The organism is Singulisphaera photorubra, assembly GCF_045290345.1.
Taxonomy (GTDB): Bacteria; Planctomycetota; Planctomycetia; order Isosphaerales; family Isosphaeraceae; genus Singulisphaera.
This window is the reverse complement of record NZ_CP155447.1, coordinates 3,354,176-3,375,258: the sequence shown is the minus strand read 5'-3', so window position 1 is coordinate 3,375,258 and position 21,083 is coordinate 3,354,176. Positions and strand designations below refer to the sequence as shown.

The following is a 21,083-nucleotide window of genomic DNA, read 5'->3' as shown; positions in this document are numbered from 1 at the left end:
GACCCATGACAATCGAAACGCCGGTTGACGCCTCGGGGCAGATCAACCGACACTACCGCGGACGGGACCATGGCCAGCCTCCCCGTTGCCAGACTCCCGTAGCGCTTCGTCGGCCGACATGAGGCAGCGGCCCCTCGACTTCGTGGTACGGGCCTTGCTGAGTACTTATACTCCTGAGGAGAATTCGGGACCAATGAGAGCACCACAAACCCGAGGGGCCGCTACCCCATGTCACTCTCCCCCGACGCCCCCCCTCCCCTCGCCGCCAAGCTGGCCCCAAGGCTTCACGCCCTGGCCGATCAGGGGATCCACTTCGGCACGAGCTCGTGGAAATACCCCGGTTGGCTCGGCTCGATCTACAGTCCCGAACGGTATGTAACGCGTTCCAAGTTTTCCCAGAAGAAGTTCGATGAGCACTGCCTGACCGAGTATGCGGAGACGTTCACCACCGCCTGCGGCGACTTCGCGTTCTACCAGTTTCCGTCAACTGACTTTTGGGCCAAACTGTTCGGGGCCGTGCCGTCCGGCTTCGTCTTCGGCTTCAAGGTGCCCGAACATATCACCGTCATTCGCTGGCCGAAGCACGCTCGCTATGGAGTGCAAGCCGGCCAGGACAACGAGTCGTTCCTCGACGTGGGGCTGCTCAGCAAGCGATTTCTCGATCGCCTCGAGCCCTACGCCGATCGCGTCGGCCCGCTCATCTTTGAATTCGCGACGTTCAATAAAGGCCAGTTCCCCGCGACGGCCAACTTCTACAACAGGCTCGAGGAGTTCCTCTCGGCCCTTCCCAAGGGCTGGCGTTATGCCGTTGAACTTCGCAATCCCGAGTACCTGAGCCCCGACTATTTCGATCTCCTGAGAGGCTACGGCGTGGCGCACGTCCTCAACGCCTGGACTCGCATGCCGCCGCTCGAGGAGCAGATCGAATTGCCCGGAGTCACCACGGCGAATTTTGTCGTGGCCCGGGCCTTGCTCGCGAAAGGGAAAAAGTACGAGGAGTCCGTGAAAGACTTCGCACCGTTTGACAGGATTCAAGAGGTTCAGGAAGAGGCCCGAACCGCCCTGGTTCAGATCGCTCAGCGAGCCAAAAAGCGAAAAGCACCCGCATTTCTCTTCGTGAACAACCGACTCGAAGGTAACGCGCCGCTCACCATCGAGGCCGTCGTGAATCGACTTGGCGTGTGAATGCGAATACGGGTTAGCTACGATCACATCGGCATTATTAGGCCAACACTGATCCCATGGACGATCGCGTTGAAGTAGGGAAAAGCGGATTCGGCGAAGCGTTACGTGGGAGAGGGTTGTGACCCCGTTCACTGGGCCATCGTCCCAGTGTCACAGACTCCGCCTCCAAGCATGAAATTAACTCACACGTAAATCACTCTGCGACGCGGACATCCATTAGAAACCCAAGCAAAACCGTGCCCCTGTGGTTCGCCTGGCCAACGCGTGATCAGAGCCACGAACGGGGAGACGCCAAGCTAATCCCGGCAAATCATCAAGGGCGAGCGGAAATAAATCCGCTCGCCCTTGAATGCGATCAACGATGGTGAACCAAGCCAGCTCATACCCGGGATCGATCGTGGGATGCGCTCCCGAGCGATCGCGTTCGTGTCCGGTTCGCACGCAGCCGGCGCTTAATTGACGGGCTCCAAGAGCAGCAAGTCGCGATCAATAGCGTCGTCCGCCGCCTCCGCCGTACCCGCCGCCACCACCACCGTAGCCGCCGCCACCACCGCCACCGTAGCCGCCTCCGCCGCCACGACCACCACGGCTACCACCGCCGCCACCGTATCCGCCGCCACCACCACCGCGGTCTTCGCGCGGCTTGGCTTCGTTAACGGTCAGGCGCCGGCCCCCGTGCTCCTGGTCGTGCAGTCCGTCGATGGCGGCTTGGGCCTCGGCGTCGCTATCCATTTCGACAAAACCGAATCCCTTGCTACGGCCGGTATCGCGGTCCTGGATGACCTGGGCACTCTGAACCGTACCGAACTCGCCAAACAACTGTTCCAGGTCGGTGTTGCTGACGGTATAGGCCAGGTTTCCGACGTAAAGCTTCTTGCCCACCATCCAGCTCCTTGAAAAGGAGGTCATGACCCGCCAGACACTTTCCGGGTCAACGAGAAAGGGGCCAACCTGGCGGCCCAACAGGTGGGAAGGACGAGAGAGGATGGCGAATGCCGATTCTTCGAGAATCAGCGTCGCGTGCTCGATCGGCGAACCTACCGGTCAGGAGTATAATCCTGAGGATCGATGAAATATACAACTTTTCCACGAAATAGCGCAAGGGTCATCACTGGTCCGTCAAGACCAGGATGCCCCTTCTAATAAAAGCAGTCAGACTTACCCAATCGAACGAAACGGCGGCATTCATTGAGGCAGATGAATACCGACATGTTTGAGCAGTGAGCGAATCTGGTTTCCGGCGTTCTGAGACTCCTCATACTGCTTGACGAGTTCTTCAATCCGCCGTTGCGCCTCCGCAAGTTCCGCCTCAACGGCGCTCCTTGCTTCCGAAGTTGCCTGTAACTCGGCTGCAAGCCGATCGGCCCGTTCGGTTGCGGTCTGGAGGGTCGTCTCGACCTCGGCAACGCGCCGCTCAGCCTCGCCCGTCACCCGTTCGAGTTGGGCAGCCGCTTCGGTGCGAACGGTATCAAGCTTGTGGCGGACCGACGTCGTGGCCTGAACCAAGGCCTGACGCTCGTCTTGATAGTCGCGCTGGAGCCTCTCGCTCTCGGCTCGAAGCTCGCGGACTTCGCCCGCCAAGGCGTCACCACGCTCGGCCGCGACACCGGTTTGCCGACGGCTCTCCTCGAGTTGAGTGTTGAGTTGGGTCAGCTGATCGCGATGAGTCTCTTCCGCTTCGCGATGTGCGGACTCCGCCTCGTCGAGCCGCGACGCCAGACGAGTGCGTTCCTCGCCCAAACGCTGGTGCTGGCGACGAATCTCGTCGGCTTCTCCGGACAGTCGGGCCGCCTCTGCCTCGTGTGCCTGCCCTGCGTCCTGGTGAGCGACTTGCAGTTCCTCAAACTCGCCAGCCAGTTGATCGCGTTCCTGGGTCAGTGTGGCATAAGCCGTACGAGCGCTCTCGAGCTCGAGATGCAATTCGTCAAGCTGAACTTCAAGGCGCTGGCGTTCTGTCTTCGACTCCGTCCCCGCCTGATCGAATCGACGTTGCAGAGCCTCGAGTTGCTCCTGAGCGTGCTGACGCTCGGTCGCCGCCCGCTGACGCTCCTCGAGAAGCCGTTGCTCGGACTCCTCGACCAGCGTCTCCCGCTCCGTCTTCCAGAGGTTGCGTGCCTCCTCGAACTGCCGCTTTTCCGCTTCGAGGGCCACCTCGGACTGGGTCTTTGCCTCCTGCAGAGCTTGAGAGCTCGACTCCCATTGATCGCGTTCGACGCGAACCGTCGCGATCTCCTCACGAAGCAGCCCGATCGCCTCCGACTCCCGGGCGGCACTCTCTGAACGAACCTGCTCGACTTCCTCGCGAAGCTGATCCCGCTCCGACCGGATCTCGTCCCGCTCCCTGACCAGCGCCTCGCGGGCCGCATCCCACTCAGACGCGGCCGCCGACTCCCGGGCGGCACTCTCTGAACGAACCTGCTCGACTTCCTCGTGAAGCCGATCCCGCTCCGACCGAGCCTCATCCAGCTCCCTGGCCAGCGACTCACGCCCCGCCGTCAACCCGGCCAATTCTTCCTGAGAAAGCCCTTCCGAACGGGCCCGATCCAACTCCTCGCGGAGCCCATCCCGCTCCGACCGGACCTCAGCCAGCTCCCTGGTCAGCGATTCTCGCTCCGCCGCTAGCTCGCCCCCCTGCTCCTGGGAAAGACTCTCCGAGCGGACTCGCTCCAACTCCTCGCGGAGCCGATCCCGCTCGGACCGGACCTCGTCCAGCTCCCTGGTCAGCGACTCGCGAGCCGACGCTAGCTCGGCCCCCGTCTCCCGGGAAAGACTCTCCGAACGGGCTCGCTCCAACTCCTCACGGAGCCCATCCCGTTCGGACCGGATCTCGTCCCGCTCCTTCGCCACGGCATCGCGCGCCGCGTCACGCTCGGCTGCCGCCTCCGACTCCCGAGCCAGCCCCTCCGAGCGAATCTGCTCCAACTCCTCGCGCAGGCGATCCCGCGCGGAGCAAACCGCTTCGAGTTCTTTGGTCGGAACGTCCTGAGCCGCCACTAACTCTTCCCGAGCCCGCTCCAACTCACTCTTGAGCTGATCGCGATCTTGGGTGACACGTTCCAGCTCCTCGCGGAACGAGGCCTCTCCTCCAACCGACTCGTCCCCCGGCTCGGCGAACCCGGAAGTAGCATCCTCCGGAGCTTGAATGACAAACGTGTGTTCGCAGCGTTTACAACTGACCTTCTTCCCGATGTACTCGACACGGGCTCTCAGGCTCTCTTGGCATCTTGGGCAACGAATCTGAATATGAGTCGACATGTCGGAGGCAACTCCGCGTGGTTCGCAACCCGGCCGACCAGGCCGACGCCGTTTACCTATCTTACCAAACCAAAGCGAAACCTCAATTCACTCGGGGAAGAAAATCATGGAGGGGAGGAAAAGGGACGCCTGAGCGGGGTGCTCAGGCGTAGAGTCGCTCACCATTCTCACGAACGTTGGCCCCGTTTTCATAGAGAAACTCGAGGCATCGTCGCGGGAGCCGGCATTGCAGGAGGACGCGATCCTCTTCGTCGTAGACCCGGTTGAGGATCTGCGCATGTTGGGCCAGGTAAGCAAGGACCCGCCCGTTTTCCACACCCGTTTCAATCTCCGCATCCAGGGACCGCTCGTGGAGCGATTCGCGAACTGCCTGTTCGAGACGGTCGATTCCATCGCCCTGAGCTGCGCTGATGGTGATCGTATCGTGATGATGAGCCTTGAGCACATCGAGGAACGAGCGATCCGGGACGCGATCCGCCTTGTTCAGAACGAGAATCGTCGGTTGTTCGGCCAATCCGAGTTCTTCGAGGACGCTCTTGACCGCGCGGATCTGCATTTCCGCTTCCGGGCTCGAGGCGTCGACCACATGCAGCAGCAGGTCGGCCTGACGGGCCTCTTCCAGCGTGGCTTTGAACGAGGCCACCAAGGTGTGGGGCAGGTTTCGGATGAAACCGACCGTGTCGGAGAGGAGGACCTGTCCTCCCCCGCCGAGTCGCCAGCGACGAGTGCGCGTGTCGAGCGTGGCGAAGAGTTTGTCCTCGACGAAGACCCCGGCGTCGGTCAGGGCATTCATCAACGTGCTCTTGCCGGCGTTCGTGTAACCGACGAGCGAGACGCTGGGGGTATCGTTTCGGCCGGCGACTTCGCGTTCCTTGCGGGCCTGAACTTTCCCCAGTTTGGCTTTCAGATCCTGGATCCGGTGCACGACCAGTCGCCGGTCTTCCTCGAGTTGCTTTTCGCCGGGACCACGAACACCGATCCCGCCTTTGTAGCGAGAGAGGTGGGTCCACATTCGCTTGAGCCTCGGCATCGCGTATTCGAGCTGAGCGAGTTCCACCTGGAGGTGAGCCTCGTGGGTCCGGGCGCGGGTGGCGAAGATGTCGAGGATGACCTCGGTTCGGTCGATCACCTTGACGCCCAGGATCCGCTCCAGGTTCCTCGTTTGCGCGGGGCCGAGGTCATTGTCGAAGACGACGAGATCCGCCTCGTGGGCCTCGACGAGTTCCTTGAGTTCGGCCACCTTGCCCGAGCCGATGTACGTGGCGATATCCACATGCTGCCGCTTTTGGAGCATGCTCCCGACCACGACCAGCCCGGCCGTCTTGGCCAACCCCCGGATTTCATCCAGTGGGTCATCGTGGGAATACTCGCCGTCGGAAAGGAGGACTCCGACGAGAATTGTTTTCTCACGACGATCGAGACGCTCGGTGCTTTTGAGTTCGCCCAAGGTGGAGATTGACCTCTCGAATGAGTGGGGAAGTGAGGCAGGGTCAAGAACGCCAAATTCTAGATCCAGGCCCTCACCGCGTCAACGACGACAGCACGACCCGATCAGCGGACACGCCCAGCGTATTATAGGTTCGTCGTCCGCGACCGTTGGGTTCAATCGGATCATCTCGATTCCCATTTCCGAACCTCAGACCGTCGCGAGCACGCGGCGGGGCACAATCGAGCCCGACTCGAGGAGCACCTCGGCGATGGCGGCCAGTTCGCCGTCCGGCCCGATCAACGCGACCTCGCCGGCCAAGTGCGCTGTCTCGGAAAAAGACGCCAGGCTCAGCGCCCGCCCCTGGAGCAGCTCGGCGACTTGAGCTTCGCTGATCGCCAGGCTGGGTAGAGCCGAAACGGCCTCGGAAGCGGACCGGAGCGCGCCCGGAAGCGTCTCTGGGGTGAGCGTCATCGGATCCAACGCCTCCTCGATGCGGAACTCCCCGATCCGGGTCCGGACGAGCACTTCGACCAGGCCGCCGCAACCGAGCGCCTCGCCCACGTCGCGGGCGATTGACCGAACGTAAGTTCCACTACCACAAGCGATTTCGAGCTCGAGGCGGGGCCACTCATACCGCAAGAGATCAATCCGATCAATTCGGACCAAACGCGGCTCGAGCGTCACGACCTGGCCGGCTCGGACCAGGTCGTAGGCTCGCTTCCCCCCCACTTTCAGAGCCGAGACCTCGGGAGGCTTCTGGAGCACGCTCCCGATCAAGGGGACCAACGCCGCGCGAATCTCGGGCTCGCTCGGCTGGCGAGGCGCCTCAACCTCAACAACCTCACCGTCGGCGTCGAGCGTGTTGCTCACAGCCCCGAGACGGACGGTCGTTCGATAAGTCTTGGGCATCCGCTGCACGTACTCGATCAGCCGTGTCGCCTTGCCCAAACAGACGACCAGAACCCCCGACGCCAGGGGATCCAGAGTACCGGCGTGACCGACCTTCATCCCCCTCCGTTGGCGGGAGATGATATTGACGACATCGCGTGAGGTCATGCCCCCTGGTTTGTTGAGATTGAGCAGACCAGACTCCGCACGCTTCGATTCAGCCTTCGCCACGACCCTGTAACCTCCCTGAAAACCCAGTTCGCTACCCGTCCAGCCCGCCCTTGACCTGGGTCTCGACGCCCATTCTCTTGCAAACGAATCATGGCGACTGATCCACCGATCCCCGCTTCCCACCGGTTCCATCGGCCGATCGACGTTGACCGTGACCGGCCCTCGCTCGATGATAACAAAGAAGCTCGACCCGACGAGACTCGGCCTGGTTCGCTGTGATCTCATGTCCTCGAGAAATGCGAGACGTTGGCTCTCAAGGAAGCGCGAAACCATGCCTATTCTTCCTGCCGAACCCGATCTCTTTCCCGCAAACCTCTGGGAAGCGGACTCGACCAACTTTCGGAATGGCCGACACTGGTGGTGCCTTCACACCAAACCCCGCCAGGAAAAGGCCGCGGCGCGTGACTTGAGGTCAAAGCAGATCGCCTACTTCCTGCCGCAGGTCGTCCACGAAGACCGAACTCCCCAAGGCAGAAAAACCCGTTCCATCGTCCCCCTGTTCACAAGCTACCTCTTTCTCCTCGGCGATGAACAGGAGCGAAACGAGGCATTCAAAGGGAATCGCCTCGCCAACGTGCTCGACGTCCCCGACCAGGAGAACCTGGCCCATGACCTCCACCAGATCCACCAAATGCTCTCGTCGGGCCTGAACGTCGTCCCTGAACCCATCATGCCGGTGGGCGCCCAGGTTCGGATCAAAACCGGGCCCCTTGCCGGTATCGAAGGCAAGGTCATCAAAAGAGGGAAGCGCGACCAGTTCATCGCGATCGTGCAATTCCTCGGGCGAGGCGCCGCCGTCGACCTGGAGGACTGGCAAGTCGATCAGGTCGATAGCGAACACTGAGCGAAACGCCCCCAACCCGATCCCGATCCCGATCCCCGCGAACCCGAACGAGCGTCGCCCGACGATCACCCGCCAGCGATCCGCCCATTCCTTCCAAACTCACTCGGGCAACGCAGACCGCTCGCTCCCCGCTCAATCCCGACAATTTCGCTGACTCTTGCAATAAAAAAACGGCCGCTCTGGGCTTGCCGAAGCAGAGACCCCGCATACAATTCATGCATGCAATCGAAACATCGCTTTCGTTCGACTACCGGCTGAGCGATCCCGGTTTGAGTGGCCAAGGCTGGCCGGAAGCTTGTGTCAATCGATGGAATCAGCAGCCTCGAACTCTGAGAAACGCATTCCAGAATTTTTGAATCATTGAGAAGAGGGGTCTTCTCGGATATAAAAGCGTGTGGGTCTGATCGATCAATGCGGATCGGTCGTGCGCGTTCGATATTGCGAGTATCGAACCGCACCGCTCGGCGGCGTCTCCCTGCCCTGGACAACCTTTGATGACAGAAACGCCTACCTTCAAACGATTGGAGCGTACGGTCAACCTGATCGCGCGCCACCCGTTCTACCCGGGGAAATCCGAGGCCGTCCACGACTGTTTGGATGACCTTGAGGAACGGTATCGCGACGGATCGCTCACCCACGAACAGAAATCGGTACTGGTCTCGCTCCTGACCTCCGAGGATTCGAACTCGATCGAACCGTCCAAGGCGGAGCGTTCCCTCCGAACCCATCGCTCATCTTGAACGTGGGCGATGGATTTCTGGTTGAGAAGGCCGTTCCTCCCGTCCTCTTCGCATCCGATCGCGGGCCCGCCGGCACGCGAAGAGTGCCTGATCCCTTGAAGGCATCAGGGTACGGAAAGTTGCTGAAAGAGAAAGGTCCACTTATCGGCTTCTTCCTCGATCCGTTTGGCGAGGGGCTTGCCCGCGCCATGGCCTGCTTTGGATTCGACCCGAAGGTAGATCGGACGATCGGACGCCGTACCGGCCTGAAGTCGCGCGGCCATCTTGTAGGCGTGCATCGGCTCGACCCGGGTGTCGCTCTCCCCGGTCAGGAGTAATACGGCCGGAAAGTTCTCCCCGTTCTTGACGTTGTGGTAGGGAGAGTAGGCCCTCAGCCAGGCGAACGCCTCACGATCGTCGGCCGAGCCGTATTCCGGGATCCAGTTTCGCGCAATCGAGAAGCGATGGTAGCGGAGCATGTCGCAAAGCGGCACCGCACAGATCACTGCGCGGAACAGGTCGGGACGCTGGGTCAGACAGGCCGAGACGAGCAAGCCGCCATTGGACCCCCCTTCGATGGCGAGTTTCGAGGGGTTGGTGTATCCCGACTTGATCAGGTACTCACCAGCCGCGATGAAGTCATCGAAGACGTTCTGCTTCTTGCCGAGCCGGCCGGCCGCGTGCCACTCGCGTCCGAGTTCACCACCGCCGCGCAGGTTGGCGATGGCGTAGACTCCCCCCTTATCGAGCCAGATCCGGAGGTCGGCGTCATAGGCCGGGCTCAGGCTGATGTCGAATCCTCCGTAGCCATAGAGCAAGGTGGGGGCCTTCGATTGCGGCTCGAGCCCCTTCTTGCTCAGCACGAACATCGGCACCTCCGTCCCGTCCTTCGAGGGATAGGTGACCTGCTTGACGTCGTAATCCGCGGGGTCAACTTTCGCGGTCGAGCGGTCGATGACGACCGGTTCACCCCCTTGGACGTCGAGCCGGAAGACGGTCGCGGGATAAAGAAACGACTGAAACGAGTAAAAGAGCTCTTTCCCGTCCCATTCCCCGTTCAGGCCACTCACCGTACCGAGCGACGGTAAGGGGATCTCTCGAAGCTTGCGCCCTTCAAGGTCGTGAAGCGCAAGTGACGAGACGGCCCGCCGGCTCGTGAGCACCGCGATCTTCCGGTCGACGATCCAGATCGCTTCGATCACTCCGCCGTCTTGCTCCGGGATGATCTCTTTCCAATCCGCGGGCGCCAGACGCGCCACATCCGTGGCCAGGACCTGAAACCGGGGCGTCTTCGCGTTGGTCCGGATGATGACTTTTCCATCGAAGATGGCAACTTCCACCTGGCCTTCGAGCCCGACCGCCAGGGGAACAATGGGGGTGTCGTCCCCCAACCGCTTCAGGTAAAGGTCATTCTTGATCCAGTCGGTGGAGGAGGAGATGACAGCGTACTGTCCGTCCTCGCTCTCCGAAACGCCGAGCCAGTCGATCTTGGAGCGCCCTTGGCCGAACATCATCGGGTCGGACTCGGGGTTGGTCCCGAGGACGTGGCGAAAGATCTTGCGGTTGTACATCTCATCGCCGGCCGGAACGGTCCCCTTCTCGGGATACCGGACATACCAGAAGGCTTGTCCCGAGGGCTCCCAGGCCACGGTGCAGGCCCTGGTGCGCGAGATCGTATCGGGCAAGTGCTCGCCGTTGGCGACGTTGAGAACCTTGAGCGTGCTCATCTCCGACCCGTTCGGGCTCGAGCCGTAAGCCAGGAGCGAGCCGTCGGGCGAGGGAAACATCCAGTCGAGCGCGACCGTTCCGTCCTGGCTGAACCCGTTCGGGTCGAGCACGACTCGCGCCTCGGCCTGGGCGTTCCCTTCGCGAACGTAGACGATCGGCTGGTTCTTGAGCCCTTCGCGGCGTGTGAAGAAGTAGCGCTTGCCGCGGACGATCGGGGCGCTCGTAGTCTGATAGTCGTAGAGCGTCCGCAGTCGCTCGACCAACGCCGGGCGCTGGGTATCCGCATCGAGCGCTGACCGGGTCAACTTGGTCTGGGCAGCAGACCAGGCGCGGACCTCGGGATCATTCACGTCCTCGAGCCAACGAAAGGGGTCCACGATCTCGACGCCATGGTAGAGGTCACTCGCGGGCCGCGAGGGGGTTTCCGGGTAGACCGGCCGCTTCACTTCGTCCCCTCGCGCCATCATCAAAGTCCCCCCGAGTACCATCATGCCCGCGCCCAGCCCAATCCTTCGCGATGAGATCATCTCGAGCCCTTTCCTGGGTTCACGTCCCCTCGGACGTTACGGGAATCAGAACGTCTCACCGCTTCAACGACCTCCGCCCAAGGGCACCCGAACCGACAGCGAGGCGGGCGCCAGACAGGCGTTGTCGTTGCAGGCCTGGTAGCGAATCTCGAACTTCAGGGCATCGGGCGTTTGCTTCGCCTCCGCCTCGAGGCGAACGCGGACCTTCAGCGTGACCGTCCCTTCGTACAAGGGGACGGGAGCGCCACCGGGTTCAAGCACCTTGGCTTCACCGACCGGGTATTCGACTTTCTCAAGCTTCGCGGGCTGGTTCCGGGCCAGGGTGACGGTGGTCGGGATCAGGTTCTCCGACCCCGCCGGGTTGGCGTTCAAGTGCCAGCCTTCCTTGACTTTGACGGTGAGGCTGACCGCAAGTTCTTCGCCGGGCGCGATCGTGGAGCTTGCCACGACGGCCCCCTTCGCGGTGACCATGGCATCGGGGTCAACCGGTGCTTCAGGAGTCGACGCCGCGACGGCCCCCGCGGGTCGGGCATCCAGATATTCGCCGAGAGCGACGACCAGCAACGGAAGCGCTCCGGGATTCTGGGCCAAGGTCGAGCTGAAGGCGTCGAGCGCCTTGTTTGCCTGATCGAGATAGCGGACATCGCCGGTCGCCGAGGCGAGCGCGACGAGGTTGCGGATCGCCACGCTGTTCCCGCTCGGCAAGGCTCCATCGTAGGGATCCTTGGGGCGGGCGAGGAGCGACTCATGGCCGTCCGCGGTGTAGAAGAAGCCCCCCTCCTTGGTATCGCTGAAGTCGGCGATCATTCGGTCGGTCAGTTCACGAGCCTGTGCCAGCCGTTTGGGATTGCCGGTGGCGGCATGGAGGCGGAGCAGGCCGTGGACCAGGAACGCGTAGTCCTCGAGGTAGGCGCCCAGCTTCGCCCGGCCCGAGCGGTACGTCCGCAGGAGCCGGCCGTCGGGAGTTCGCATCTTGGCCAGGATGAAGTCGGCGGCCTTGTCGGCGGCCTGACGGTACATCGGCTCGTGCAAAATCCGAAACCCATCAGCGTAGGCCGCGATCATGAGGCCGTTCCAGGAGGTCAGGACCTTGTCGTCGAGCAACGGCGCGGGACGGCGTTCGCGGACGGCCAGCAGCTTCGCCCGGAGAGGGGCGACGGTGGCCTCGAGGGCTTCGGGTGTCGTCTTGAGCGTCGTGGCCTGTTCGGCGCGGGATCGCGGTTCGAGCAGAACGTATCGTTCTTTCTCGAAGTTGGATTCGCGCTTGAGGCCGTAGACCTGAGCAAACGCTTCGTAGTCCGGCCCTGCGCCCAGTGTCTTCTCGATCTGCTCCCGGGTCCAGACGTAATATTGCCCCTCGTCGCCGTCCGTTTCCGCGTCGATGGCCGAGTAAAAGCCCCCCTCCGGCGCGGTCATCGACCGTGCGATGAACGCAAACGTAGACTCGGCCTCGAGACGCCAGCGCGGGTCAGCCGTCAGCTCGAAGGCGAGCAGATGCGTCGATGCAAGTTGGGCATTGTCATAAAGCATCTTTTCGAAGTGCGGGACGATCCAGTACCGGCTGGTCGCATAGCGATGATAGCCACCAGCGAGTTGGTCGCGAATGCCCCCGCGCGCCATCTGGTCGAGCGTCTTGAGGACCATCGCCAGCGGGTTGGCTGGCGATTCCTGGGCCTCTTTCTTGCCAGGCCCGGCCCCCGACGCGGCTTCACGACGGTGCTCGTCGAGCAAGAAGACGAGATTCGCCGGTTCGGGAAACTTGGGACGGCGGGCATTCTCCGGATTGAAGCCAAAGCCGCCGTACTCCGGGTCAAACTGCTCGGCTAACTCTTTGCGGCCCTGTGCGGCGAGTGCCCGGGTCAACGGCGCGTGACGATTTTCGTTCGATTTTGCGAGCGAGCGACGTACCAGATCGGTGAGGCGGTCGGCCGACTCCTCGATCTGGGCCTTCTCATCACGCCAAGCATCGGCCACCCCGGTGAGAACGGTGGGAAAGCCGCGAATTCCGTTGCGGTCCTTGGGAGGGAAGTAGGTGCCGCCGTAGAATGGGCGACCGTCCGGGGTCAGGAACATCGACATCGGCCAGCCGCCGTTGCCGAACGCCTGGAGCGCGGCCATGTAGATCTGATCAATGTCGGGCCGTTCCTCACGGTCGACCTTGATGCAGACGAACTTCTGGTTCATCAATTTCGCGATCTGCGGATCCTTGAAGCACTCGCGTTCCATGACGTGGCACCAGTAGCACGAGCTGTAGCCGATCGACAGGAAGATCGGCTTCTTCTCGGCCTTCGCCTTGGCGAACGCTTCGGGCCCCCAGGGATACCAGTCGACCGGGTTGTGGGCGTGTAAGAGGAGGTAGGGGCTCGTTTCCTTGGCCAACCGGTTGGCGGGAGCTTTGGGCTCCGGGTCGGCCAGGGCCTCGGCACCGCTCGCAAGCGCCGCGAAGACCGTTCCGATCAGGAGAAAAAGTCTGGCGTGATGGGAGAGCGGGGCGCTACGTTGCATCGCGGTGTCCTTCGCCAGGGTGTGCCACTCGATTGCGAGGAGCGTGGCTGATCGGTGGCCGTCAGGGAACGTGCCGGAGGGGACAGGCCTTCCTTGAGCCACCGATTCTACGCGAGAAAGCCGCGGGAACCAACCGCCCGTCATCGGGGCGCAGCCTGAGTCCAAGGCCGGCCCGCCGCATTGGGGATGAGCCGCCGGGCCGGCTCCCCCGACGGGGCTACTTTCCGACGGCCTGGGTCACCCTGACCTTTTCCATGTCTTCGACGGGTTGCTCGACATCGTCGTGCATCACGAAGATCCGGCAGGTGGCCAATCCGATCTTGAGCGCCTCCACCTGGACCCCAAGGACGATCTCTTGCCCGACGTCCAGTCGTTCGATCTCCGGAAAGAGGAATCCGCCGTTGTCCGGCTTACCAGCGGCGTCTTGCTTGTAGCGGGCAGGCTCCTCGGTCCCCGCCGTCTTCTTGATAAGGACTTCCGGCGAATGCCGGCCGCTGACGAGAATTTTCGTGGCCGCCTTCGACCCTTTGTTCTTGACCGAGATGGTGAAGGTCGTGAGCTGACCGACGTCGATCACACGTCGGTCTTCCGTGATCTCAAGGGCGAGGTCGGCCAGGGCGATGACATCCGTGCTGGTGATCTCCTTGGCGCTCAGACCTTGGTCACCTACCGCCTGGACGGTGAGTTCGTAGAGGCGTGGACCGCCCATGCGAACTTCAAACCCAAGATTCACCTTCTCCTTCTCACCGGGCTCGACCGGGAAGGCATCCCAGGTCAGCCGTCGCGACTGAATATCGAACTTTGCGCCCGAGGGGAGCTTCACGAGCTGAGCATTCACCGGCAAGGTCACCTGCACCCGGACGTTACGGGCGGTAGCACTTCCCGGGTTCGTGACCGTGACCGCGTAGGCGGCGATGGTGTCGGTATAACGTTCCTTGGGACCAACCAGGGTCACCGCCAGCTTCGGTTCGATGACCGTCACCACCTTCTCACTCCTCGACTCCTCGGCTCCTGGCGCAACATCAGGGCTGGTAACGTCGACCTTGCACCACTGTTCGCCCCCGAGCACGGCATCGGTAACCAGAGGCTCAAGCGGGACGTGCTGACCAGGAAGCAGATCACCCAGCGACAGTTCGAAGAGGTTTTGGTCACTCGATCCGCCGGCATCCTCCGCGCGGAGGCCGGGGCTCAGCTTGGCCCGGACGATCACGTCCCTGGCCGGGCCATCGCCCGTGTTGGTCACGGAGATCCGATACTCGACAGTCTGACCTTTGAGGACCTTGGCCGTGGTGACGATCTGCTCGACCTTCAGTTTCGGCTCATAGACCGTCGTGCGCGACTTCGCCCCCGACCGCATGGTGACCGTCGCCGCATGGTCGAACTGACCCTTCTTGGTCGGCTTGACCTTGAGGAGAATCTCCTGCTTGCTCCCCGCGCGGACCGTCCCTAGGTGCCAGACCAAGAGCGTATCGGGACCGCGTTGTTCGCTGGGCTGACTCGAGAGGAATTCGAGTTCAGGAGGAAGCGCATCGCGGACGACGACGCCGATGGCGTCGGCCGTGCCGGGATTGCTGACGATGATCTTGTATGTGGCAGGCGTATTCAGGTTGAGCGTAGCCGGGCCCTTGACCTCAACCGACAACCCCACGGATTGCACCCCCGTGCGCAGGCGGTCCGGCGAAAGCACCAGCTCGTCGGCCTCGTTGGGCGCAATGCTCGCCGACGACTGGCCGGGGGGTTCTTTCGCGGCGGGCAACGGATTCTGCTCCGCGCCTGAAGGGGTCGGCAAGGCGCCGGGACTGGCCCCTAGCGGAGCCTGCGAGCGCTCGACGTTCGGGTCCCGCGGGGGAACGGGCATTTCGCCCGGCTCGGACGGACTGGACGCGGGGAGCGGATCCTTCGATCCGGCATCGAGCAGATCTGGAGCCGTTCCTGGATCACCCGGAGTGGGAACGGCGGGCATCGTGCCATCACCGACCGCTAATTCCTTGGCGACCGACGGATCAAATTCCTCAGCAGGCGCCGGTACCGGTGCCGACGGAGCTTGTGCTTGTGCTTGAGCCCCCTTCAGCTTCAGTCCCGGTGCCTTCTTGGCCGGGGTACCGGCGGCACCACCCGGTGGAGTGGCTGAAGCCGGCAATTCCGACGGTGGCGACGCCAACGACGGGGGAGGCAGCTCGGGCGGAGCCGGCAAGGACTCGACCGGCGGCTGAGAAGCTGGAGCTTCGCCCTGCGCCGGTGCCATCCGCGCACCGAAGCTAACGGTCAGCCCAAGAACTACAAGATAGATGAGTCGCCGGCCCATGGGAATCGGTCCCCTCCTTGGGAACGCCCCGGTCGTCGCCGCTGACGGCCATTTCCTTTTCCAACCCAAATCATCAGCGCAGTCCGATGACGGAATCAGAGAGGCAAGGTTAGATAACAGATCCGGAAAGTTCGAGGAAGATCAGTTTTCCACCGCAATCAGGAGCTGCGCCAGCCGATCGGCGGTCCTTTCGGAGGCTTCACCGTCGGGAACGGGCCAGCTCCGAACCTCGGCCAGGCCCCGAAACCAGGTCGATTGCCGTTTGGCGAATTGCCGGGTCCGGGCCTTGATGCACTCGACAGCCCGGTCGAGCGGCAGCCGGCCTTCGAGGTGTTCGATCACCTCGCGATATCCCACCCCCTGCGCCGGGACAGGACCAAGAGGCTGGGGACCCGATTGGAGCCCCCGCACCTCCTCAACCAAGCCGTCCTGAATCATTTGCTCCACCCGCAGGTTGATTCGAGCGTGGATTTCGGGCCGCGGCCGTTCGATGGCAAAGACAGGAACGGTCGCAGGGGCGGGATGTTCGTGTTCCGTCTGGAGCGAGCTCAAGGGCTGGCCCATGGTCGCGCTCACTTCCAGCGCCCGGACGATCCGGAGTCGGTCATTGGGGTGGAGCCGGCGTGCCGTCACCGGATCGATCGACTCGAGCCGTGCATGGAGCGCCGCACCGCCGAGCCGCCGATACTCGTCCTCGAGCGCGTCCCTGAGTTCGCGGTTCGTCCCGGTCGACTCAAAAAGACCTCGCAAGAGCGCTTTCAGATAGAGGGCCGTGCCGCCGACGAATAAGGCACGCTTCCCCCGACTCTCGATGTCGGCGACCACCTTGATCGCCCAGCCGCGATAGTCGGCCACGCTGGCCGCCTGCCAAGGATCGAGTACGTTGATCAGGTGGTGTGCCACCCCCCCCTGCTCTTCGCGCGTCGGTTTGGCCGTGCCGATGTCCATGCCGCGGTAGAGGGTCATCGAGTCCATGGCGATGACCTCGGCATCGAGCCGCTGGGCCAAGGCCACGCCAACCCCTGTTTTTCCCGATGCAGTCGGACCGGTCAGGTAGATCGCACGATGCAGCGAAGCGGGCGAGCTCGGATCAGTTGTTATTGGCATCGTACCGGTCAACTTGTCTCATCAAAAACCTGGATTCCGAGAGGAAACACAATTCTCGTCGTTGAAGCAAACCCGCCCGTTATGTTCTAATCTTCTTCTGAGCGTGGTCGACGTCTCTCCTCATAGATTGTCACCAGGCTTGGCTCAATCGGCAAGGAGAGGTTCGCCAGCAAAAACGCCTGCCTGCTTCATTCACACTGAAGTCCCCGCCCGAAATGCCGATAATAGGGGTGAGGTTCCCAAGGTTGACGATCTCCTCTGAGTTTGTTACCTAAACATCCCTCACGCGATCGCAAAGCATTCCTGCCGATTCCCAGCTCTCAACTGGGTCTCGAGACGACCTTGCCAAGGATCTCACGTTATCGCCACTTCCGGTCCGGCAGTTGCTACCCACTTCTCTGATCGTCTTCCCCGTCGGAACGACAGCCTCTGAAGCTCGCCACGGGACATGGTGTCCCGAGGTCTTTTCCCGTTCGTTGCGGATCATCTGATTCTCCCTATGCAAACCAATTCCGTCCCCGAAATCGAACAGTCCGACCTGCAAGCCGCCCGCAATTTCCTGACATCCCTTCGCGACGAGGATCGGCCCGCTCGCCCCGCGCAGACCCCCAGTCCCAACAATGCCGCTCGGGGTACCGTCACCGTGCGGAACGGCATTACTCGGGCGCGAACCCGTTCAGCCGCCAAGACCTCGGCCTGATCTGATTCAGAGACGGCAGAGATGCCGGCCTGCTGATGAACCACGCTGTCCGGCCACGAATCCGGACGGCGTACCTTTGCGCGCCCCGCGAATCAAGGTGGTGGACAGCCCGCAATCGCTCAAGCTCGGGCGAGGCCGCTGGATGCCACGGGTTGGACCCAATCCTTGGCATCAACGAACTTGAGGGATGCACCACGGAGGGGATGGCCCGGTCTGCCCCTGGAAACCGTTAGCTCCTTGCCATCGCCGCGTGGTTCTGGTGGAGTAAAAGTTGTCGGGCATACACGGTGTCGGGTCCCCTTCGTTGCGGTTTCCGCGAGGGTCGTCACGAACGCTGGAATGCGTGTTGCGGAACTGCTGTCTGCCGTGGTGCTCGCTCTTTGAGGCACACCATGTCATCCACTACCTCCGTGGTCGAGACATTCCCCGTCCGTGACGGGGCCACGTCCTCTCCCGCTTCGGTGAACGACCTGGCGATTCGCGTCGGAACCGTCAATGGTTCGGGCAGCCAGTCCGCAAACCTGGTTCTCCTCCGCGCGCTCTACGGTATGGGCATCCCGTGCAGCGGCAAGAACGTCTTCCCGTCGAACATCGAAGGCCTGCCCACCTGGTTCCACATTCGGGCGTCCGCCAAGGGGTATGTGGGGCATCGGCTCGACACACCGATCCTCGTCTGCATGAACGCCCATACGGCGGCCGACGACGTCCGTCAGCTTCAGCCCGGCTCGATCGTCATCTACCGCGATGACTTCGACCTGGACGCCGTTCGCGACGACGTCCAGTACTTTCCCGTTCCGTTCCAGAAGCTGGTCGAGGAGGCGTACCCGGCCGACAGCAAGGACAAGGGATATCGCGACAAGCTTCGTAAAGTCATCAACATGGTTTACGTAGGGGTCGTCGCCTACGTCACTGGAATCGAGATGGGCGATGTTGAAGCCGCGATTCGCCGCGAATTTCCAGGACGTAAGGCGAAGGCTGCCGACATCAATATCAACGCCGCCCGCACCGGTTTCGCCTGGGCCGCGACTCATCTGCCCACCGATCTCCCGTTCCGGGTCCAGCGGATCGACGGCCTGGGAAACAAGGTCCTGATCGAGGGCAACAAGGCCGCCGCCCTGGGCGCGGTCTTCGGTGGAACCAGTGTGCTCACCTGGTATCCGATCACGCCGTCGAGCAGCCTGGCCGAGTACACCGAGGAGTTCCTCAAAAAGTACCGCACCGACAACGACGGAAAACACACGTTCGCCGTCGTTCAGGCCGAGGATGAACTGGCCGCCATCGGTATGGCCATCGGCGCGGGGTGGGCGGGAGCCCGCTCCTTGACGGCGACCTCAGGGCCCGGCATCTCGCTGATGACCGAGTTCGTCGGTCTGGCCTACTTTGCCGAGATCCCGGTTGTCATCGTCGACGTCCAGCGGATGGGACCGAGCACCGGTCTGCCCACCCGAACGAGCCAGGGAGACATCACGAAGCTTCACATGCTCGGGCATGGCGATTGCCGACATATCGTTTTGATCCCAGGTTCGGTCGGCGAATGCTTCAGCTTTGCCGTCGAGGCGCTCGACCTCGCCCAGCAGTTCCAGACGCCCGTCTTCATGGCGACCGACCTCGACATGGGAATGAACCTCTGGCTGTCCGACCCGTTCACCTATCCTGAAAAACCGATTCATCGGGGCAAGCTGCTCAACGCGGCCGACCTCGAACGACTCGGCCAATTCGAGCGCTACCGCGACGTGGACGGCGACGGGATCTGCTACCGCACCATCCCGGGGACCGAGCACCCACTGGCGGCCTACTTCACCCGCGGGACAGGGCATAACGAGAAGTCAGGCTACAGCGAGCGACCGGAAGATTGGAAGAAAAACCTCGATCGCTTGGCGCTCAAACTCGAAACCGCTCGCCGCAAACTGCCTCCTCCCGTCATCGAGGGGGACGCAAGCGCTCGGGTGGGCTTGATCGCCTACGGGTCGAGCCACTGGGCGATGGTCGAAGCGCGTGACCTGCTTACCGAGCAGGGGATTCCCACGGAGTACTGCCGGATCCGCGCCTTGCCCGTCTCCGACGCCGTGACCCGTTTCATCAGCCGACACGAACGTGTCTATGTCGTCGAACAGAACCGAGACGGTCAAGTCGCCGCCCTGCTGCGTTCGTCGCTCTCCGGAACCTTGGCTGACCGCCTGGTGTCGGTCCCCCACTACAACGGCACCCCGCTCGCCGCCGTGAACATCATCCGGCCGATCCTTGGCTGGGAGAAAAACCCCTCAGGGCCCGGCTGGCCCACGGGAAACGTCGAAGCCGACAATCCCCGCGTCCCGCACGAGCCCGAACTTTCCCCTGAATGATCGCGATCGATCAAACGGGGACGGGCCGACTCCGCGGCCGATCCCCGAACTTTTTCATCCATCCGCCTCGTTCTTGGCGAGGCTCGTTCCAGACAACTGACGACGTGCCAATGACTGCCCCACTCTCTGGCTCTCCCCCCAAGAGGCGATCGACTCATCATGGCCACCGACTCAATGATCCTCATCGAGAGTGAGGGACGACGAATGTCCCTCCCGACCCTGGCATTTCAGGGTCTTCCTTCCACACTCTGCAAGGGTTGTGGGCACAACAGCATCACCAGTTACCTCGTCGAGGCCTGCAAGTCCGTCGGGGTTAACCCCTATAAGACCGTCAAGTTCAGCGGCATCGGCTGCTCGAGTAAGACCCCCGCCTACTTCCTCCAGTACAGTCACGGCTTCAACGCGTTGCACGGTCGGATGCCATCGGTCGCCACCGGGGCCGCGGTCGCCAATCGGAGCTTGCTGAACATCGGCATCAGCGGCGATGGCGATACGGCAAATATCGGCATGGGCCAGTTCAAGCATGCCTGCCGGCGCAACTTGCCCTTGGTCTACGTCGTCGAGGACAACGGCTGCTATGGTCTAACCAAAGGCCAGTTCTCGGCGACCGCCGACTTGCATGCTCACCTGCGCCGGGAGACCGGCGAAGAGAACACGATCCCGCCGTTCGACCTCTGCATGGAAGCCGTCACCGCCGGCGCCACGTTTGTTGCCCGCTCGTTTGCAGGCGACAAAAAACAGCTCGTCCCGCTCTTGAAAGCCGCCCTGAACCACCAAGGGCTCGCGGTGCTCGATATCATCAGCCCATGCGTCACCTTTAACGACTTCGCCAGCTCAACCAAGAGCTGGGAATGGGCCCGGGAGCACGAGGAACCGCTTCACGACGTCGGTTTCGTCCCTCGGCTCGCTGAGATCGAAGTCGAGCAGAAAGTCGGCGAAACCACCCGGGTCCAGCTCCATGACGGGTCCTGGATCGTGCTTCGCGCCTTGCGGCACGACGAGCACAAGGTGACGGACCGGGCCTCGGCCATCCGGCTCCTGATCGAAAGCCAGGAACGGCACGAGTTCCTCACCGGCCTGATCTACCTCGCCCCCGACCGCCCCGACTTCGTCACCATGCAAGGGATGACCGAAATGCCGCTCGCCCACCTGCCCGACGAGTCGCTCCGGCCTTCGCGGGAAACGCTCGAGGCGATCATGCAGACAATCTGACCGGACGCAAAAAAATCGGGAGCGGAGGGAATTCCAAAGCGGAATCCACCTTGAGGAATCATTGGCTCAATTCTCTCCGCTCCCTTTGGTACCGCCGAATCGCACA

14 protein-coding genes are annotated in these 21,083 nt (G+C 62.4%); 6 read left to right on the top strand and 8 right to left on the bottom strand.

All coding sequences use genetic code 11. The features are described from left to right. Positions 1-228: 228 nt before the first annotated feature. The gene (locus V5E97_RS12955; RefSeq protein ID WP_406699740.1) at positions 229-1,185 is read left to right on the top strand and encodes a DUF72 domain-containing protein; all 957 of its coding nucleotides are present in this window, start codon (positions 229-231) and stop codon (positions 1,183-1,185) included. 486 nt (positions 1,186-1,671) lie between these two features. Here the strand turns inward: V5E97_RS12955 and V5E97_RS12950 are convergent, their stop codons facing one another. The 4 genes from V5E97_RS12950 to truB all read right to left on the bottom strand — a co-directional run bounded on the left by V5E97_RS12950 (position 1,672) and on the right by truB (position 6,988). Then, complete coding sequence (locus V5E97_RS12950; RefSeq protein ID WP_406699739.1) at positions 1,672-2,070, bottom strand: RNA recognition motif domain-containing protein; 399 nt, start codon at positions 2,068-2,070, stop codon at positions 1,672-1,674. A gap of 300 nt (positions 2,071-2,370) precedes the next feature. Continuing rightward, positions 2,371-4,440 carry a hypothetical protein gene (locus tag V5E97_RS12945; RefSeq protein WP_406699738.1) on the bottom strand — a complete coding sequence of 690 codons (2,070 nt, stop codon included), beginning with the start codon at positions 4,438-4,440 and terminating at the stop codon, positions 2,371-2,373. A 142-nt stretch (positions 4,441-4,582) separates the two neighbouring features. Then, positions 4,583-5,887 carry a GTPase HflX gene (gene hflX / locus V5E97_RS12940; protein WP_406699737.1) on the bottom strand — a complete coding sequence of 435 codons (1,305 nt, stop codon included), beginning with the start codon at positions 5,885-5,887 and terminating at the stop codon, positions 4,583-4,585. Positions 5,888-6,076: 189 nt separating this feature from the next. After that, a complete protein-coding gene (truB, locus tag V5E97_RS12935; RefSeq protein ID WP_406699736.1) occupies positions 6,077-6,988 on the bottom strand; it encodes a tRNA pseudouridine(55) synthase TruB in 912 nt (303 codons plus the stop codon). A gap of 271 nt (positions 6,989-7,259) precedes the next feature. Here truB and nusG point away from each other — a divergent pair, with 271 nt between their 5' ends. Then, a complete protein-coding gene (gene nusG / locus V5E97_RS12930; protein WP_406699735.1) occupies positions 7,260-7,832 on the top strand; it encodes a transcription termination/antitermination protein NusG in 573 nt (190 codons plus the stop codon). 494 nt (positions 7,833-8,326) lie between these two features. Further along, entirely contained in the window at positions 8,327-8,572 is a 246-nt protein-coding gene (locus V5E97_RS12925) for a hypothetical protein (protein ID WP_406699734.1), read from the top strand. Positions 8,573-8,676: 104 nt separating this feature from the next. Here V5E97_RS12925 and V5E97_RS12920 read toward each other — a convergent pair whose 3' ends face one another. The 4 genes from V5E97_RS12920 to miaA all read right to left on the bottom strand — a co-directional run bounded on the left by V5E97_RS12920 (position 8,677) and on the right by miaA (position 16,723). After that, positions 8,677-10,806 (bottom strand): prolyl oligopeptidase family serine peptidase, encoded by a 2,130-nt coding sequence (locus V5E97_RS12920; protein ID WP_406699733.1) that lies wholly within the window; start codon positions 10,804-10,806, stop codon positions 8,677-8,679. A 63-nt stretch (positions 10,807-10,869) separates the two neighbouring features. After that, on the bottom strand, positions 10,870-13,311 hold the full coding sequence (locus V5E97_RS12915) for a DUF255 domain-containing protein (RefSeq protein WP_406699732.1): 2,442 nt from the start codon (positions 13,309-13,311) through the stop codon (positions 10,870-10,872). Positions 13,312-13,528: 217 nt separating this feature from the next. Beyond that, positions 13,529-15,616: a hypothetical protein gene (locus V5E97_RS12910; RefSeq protein WP_406699731.1), complete on the bottom strand. Its 2,088-nt coding sequence runs from the start codon at positions 15,614-15,616 to the stop codon at positions 13,529-13,531. 141 nt (positions 15,617-15,757) lie between these two features. Next, on the bottom strand, positions 15,758-16,723 hold the full coding sequence (miaA, locus tag V5E97_RS12905; RefSeq protein ID WP_406699730.1) for a tRNA (adenosine(37)-N6)-dimethylallyltransferase MiaA: 966 nt from the start codon (positions 16,721-16,723) through the stop codon (positions 15,758-15,760). A 499-nt stretch (positions 16,724-17,222) separates the two neighbouring features. Between miaA and V5E97_RS12900 the strand changes: the two genes are divergently transcribed. From V5E97_RS12900 to V5E97_RS12890, 3 genes are all read left to right on the top strand, one after another. Then, the gene (locus V5E97_RS12900; protein WP_406699729.1) at positions 17,223-17,423 is read left to right on the top strand and encodes a hypothetical protein; all 201 of its coding nucleotides are present in this window, start codon (positions 17,223-17,225) and stop codon (positions 17,421-17,423) included. 392 nt (positions 17,424-17,815) lie between these two features. Next, complete coding sequence (locus V5E97_RS12895; protein WP_406699728.1) at positions 17,816-19,765, top strand: 2-oxoacid:acceptor oxidoreductase subunit alpha; 1,950 nt, start codon at positions 17,816-17,818, stop codon at positions 19,763-19,765. Between the two features lie 159 nt (positions 19,766-19,924). Further along, positions 19,925-20,977, top strand: coding sequence for a 2-oxoacid:ferredoxin oxidoreductase subunit beta (locus V5E97_RS12890; protein WP_406699727.1), 1,053 nt, complete (start codon positions 19,925-19,927; stop codon positions 20,975-20,977). Positions 20,978-21,083 lie beyond the last annotated feature (106 nt).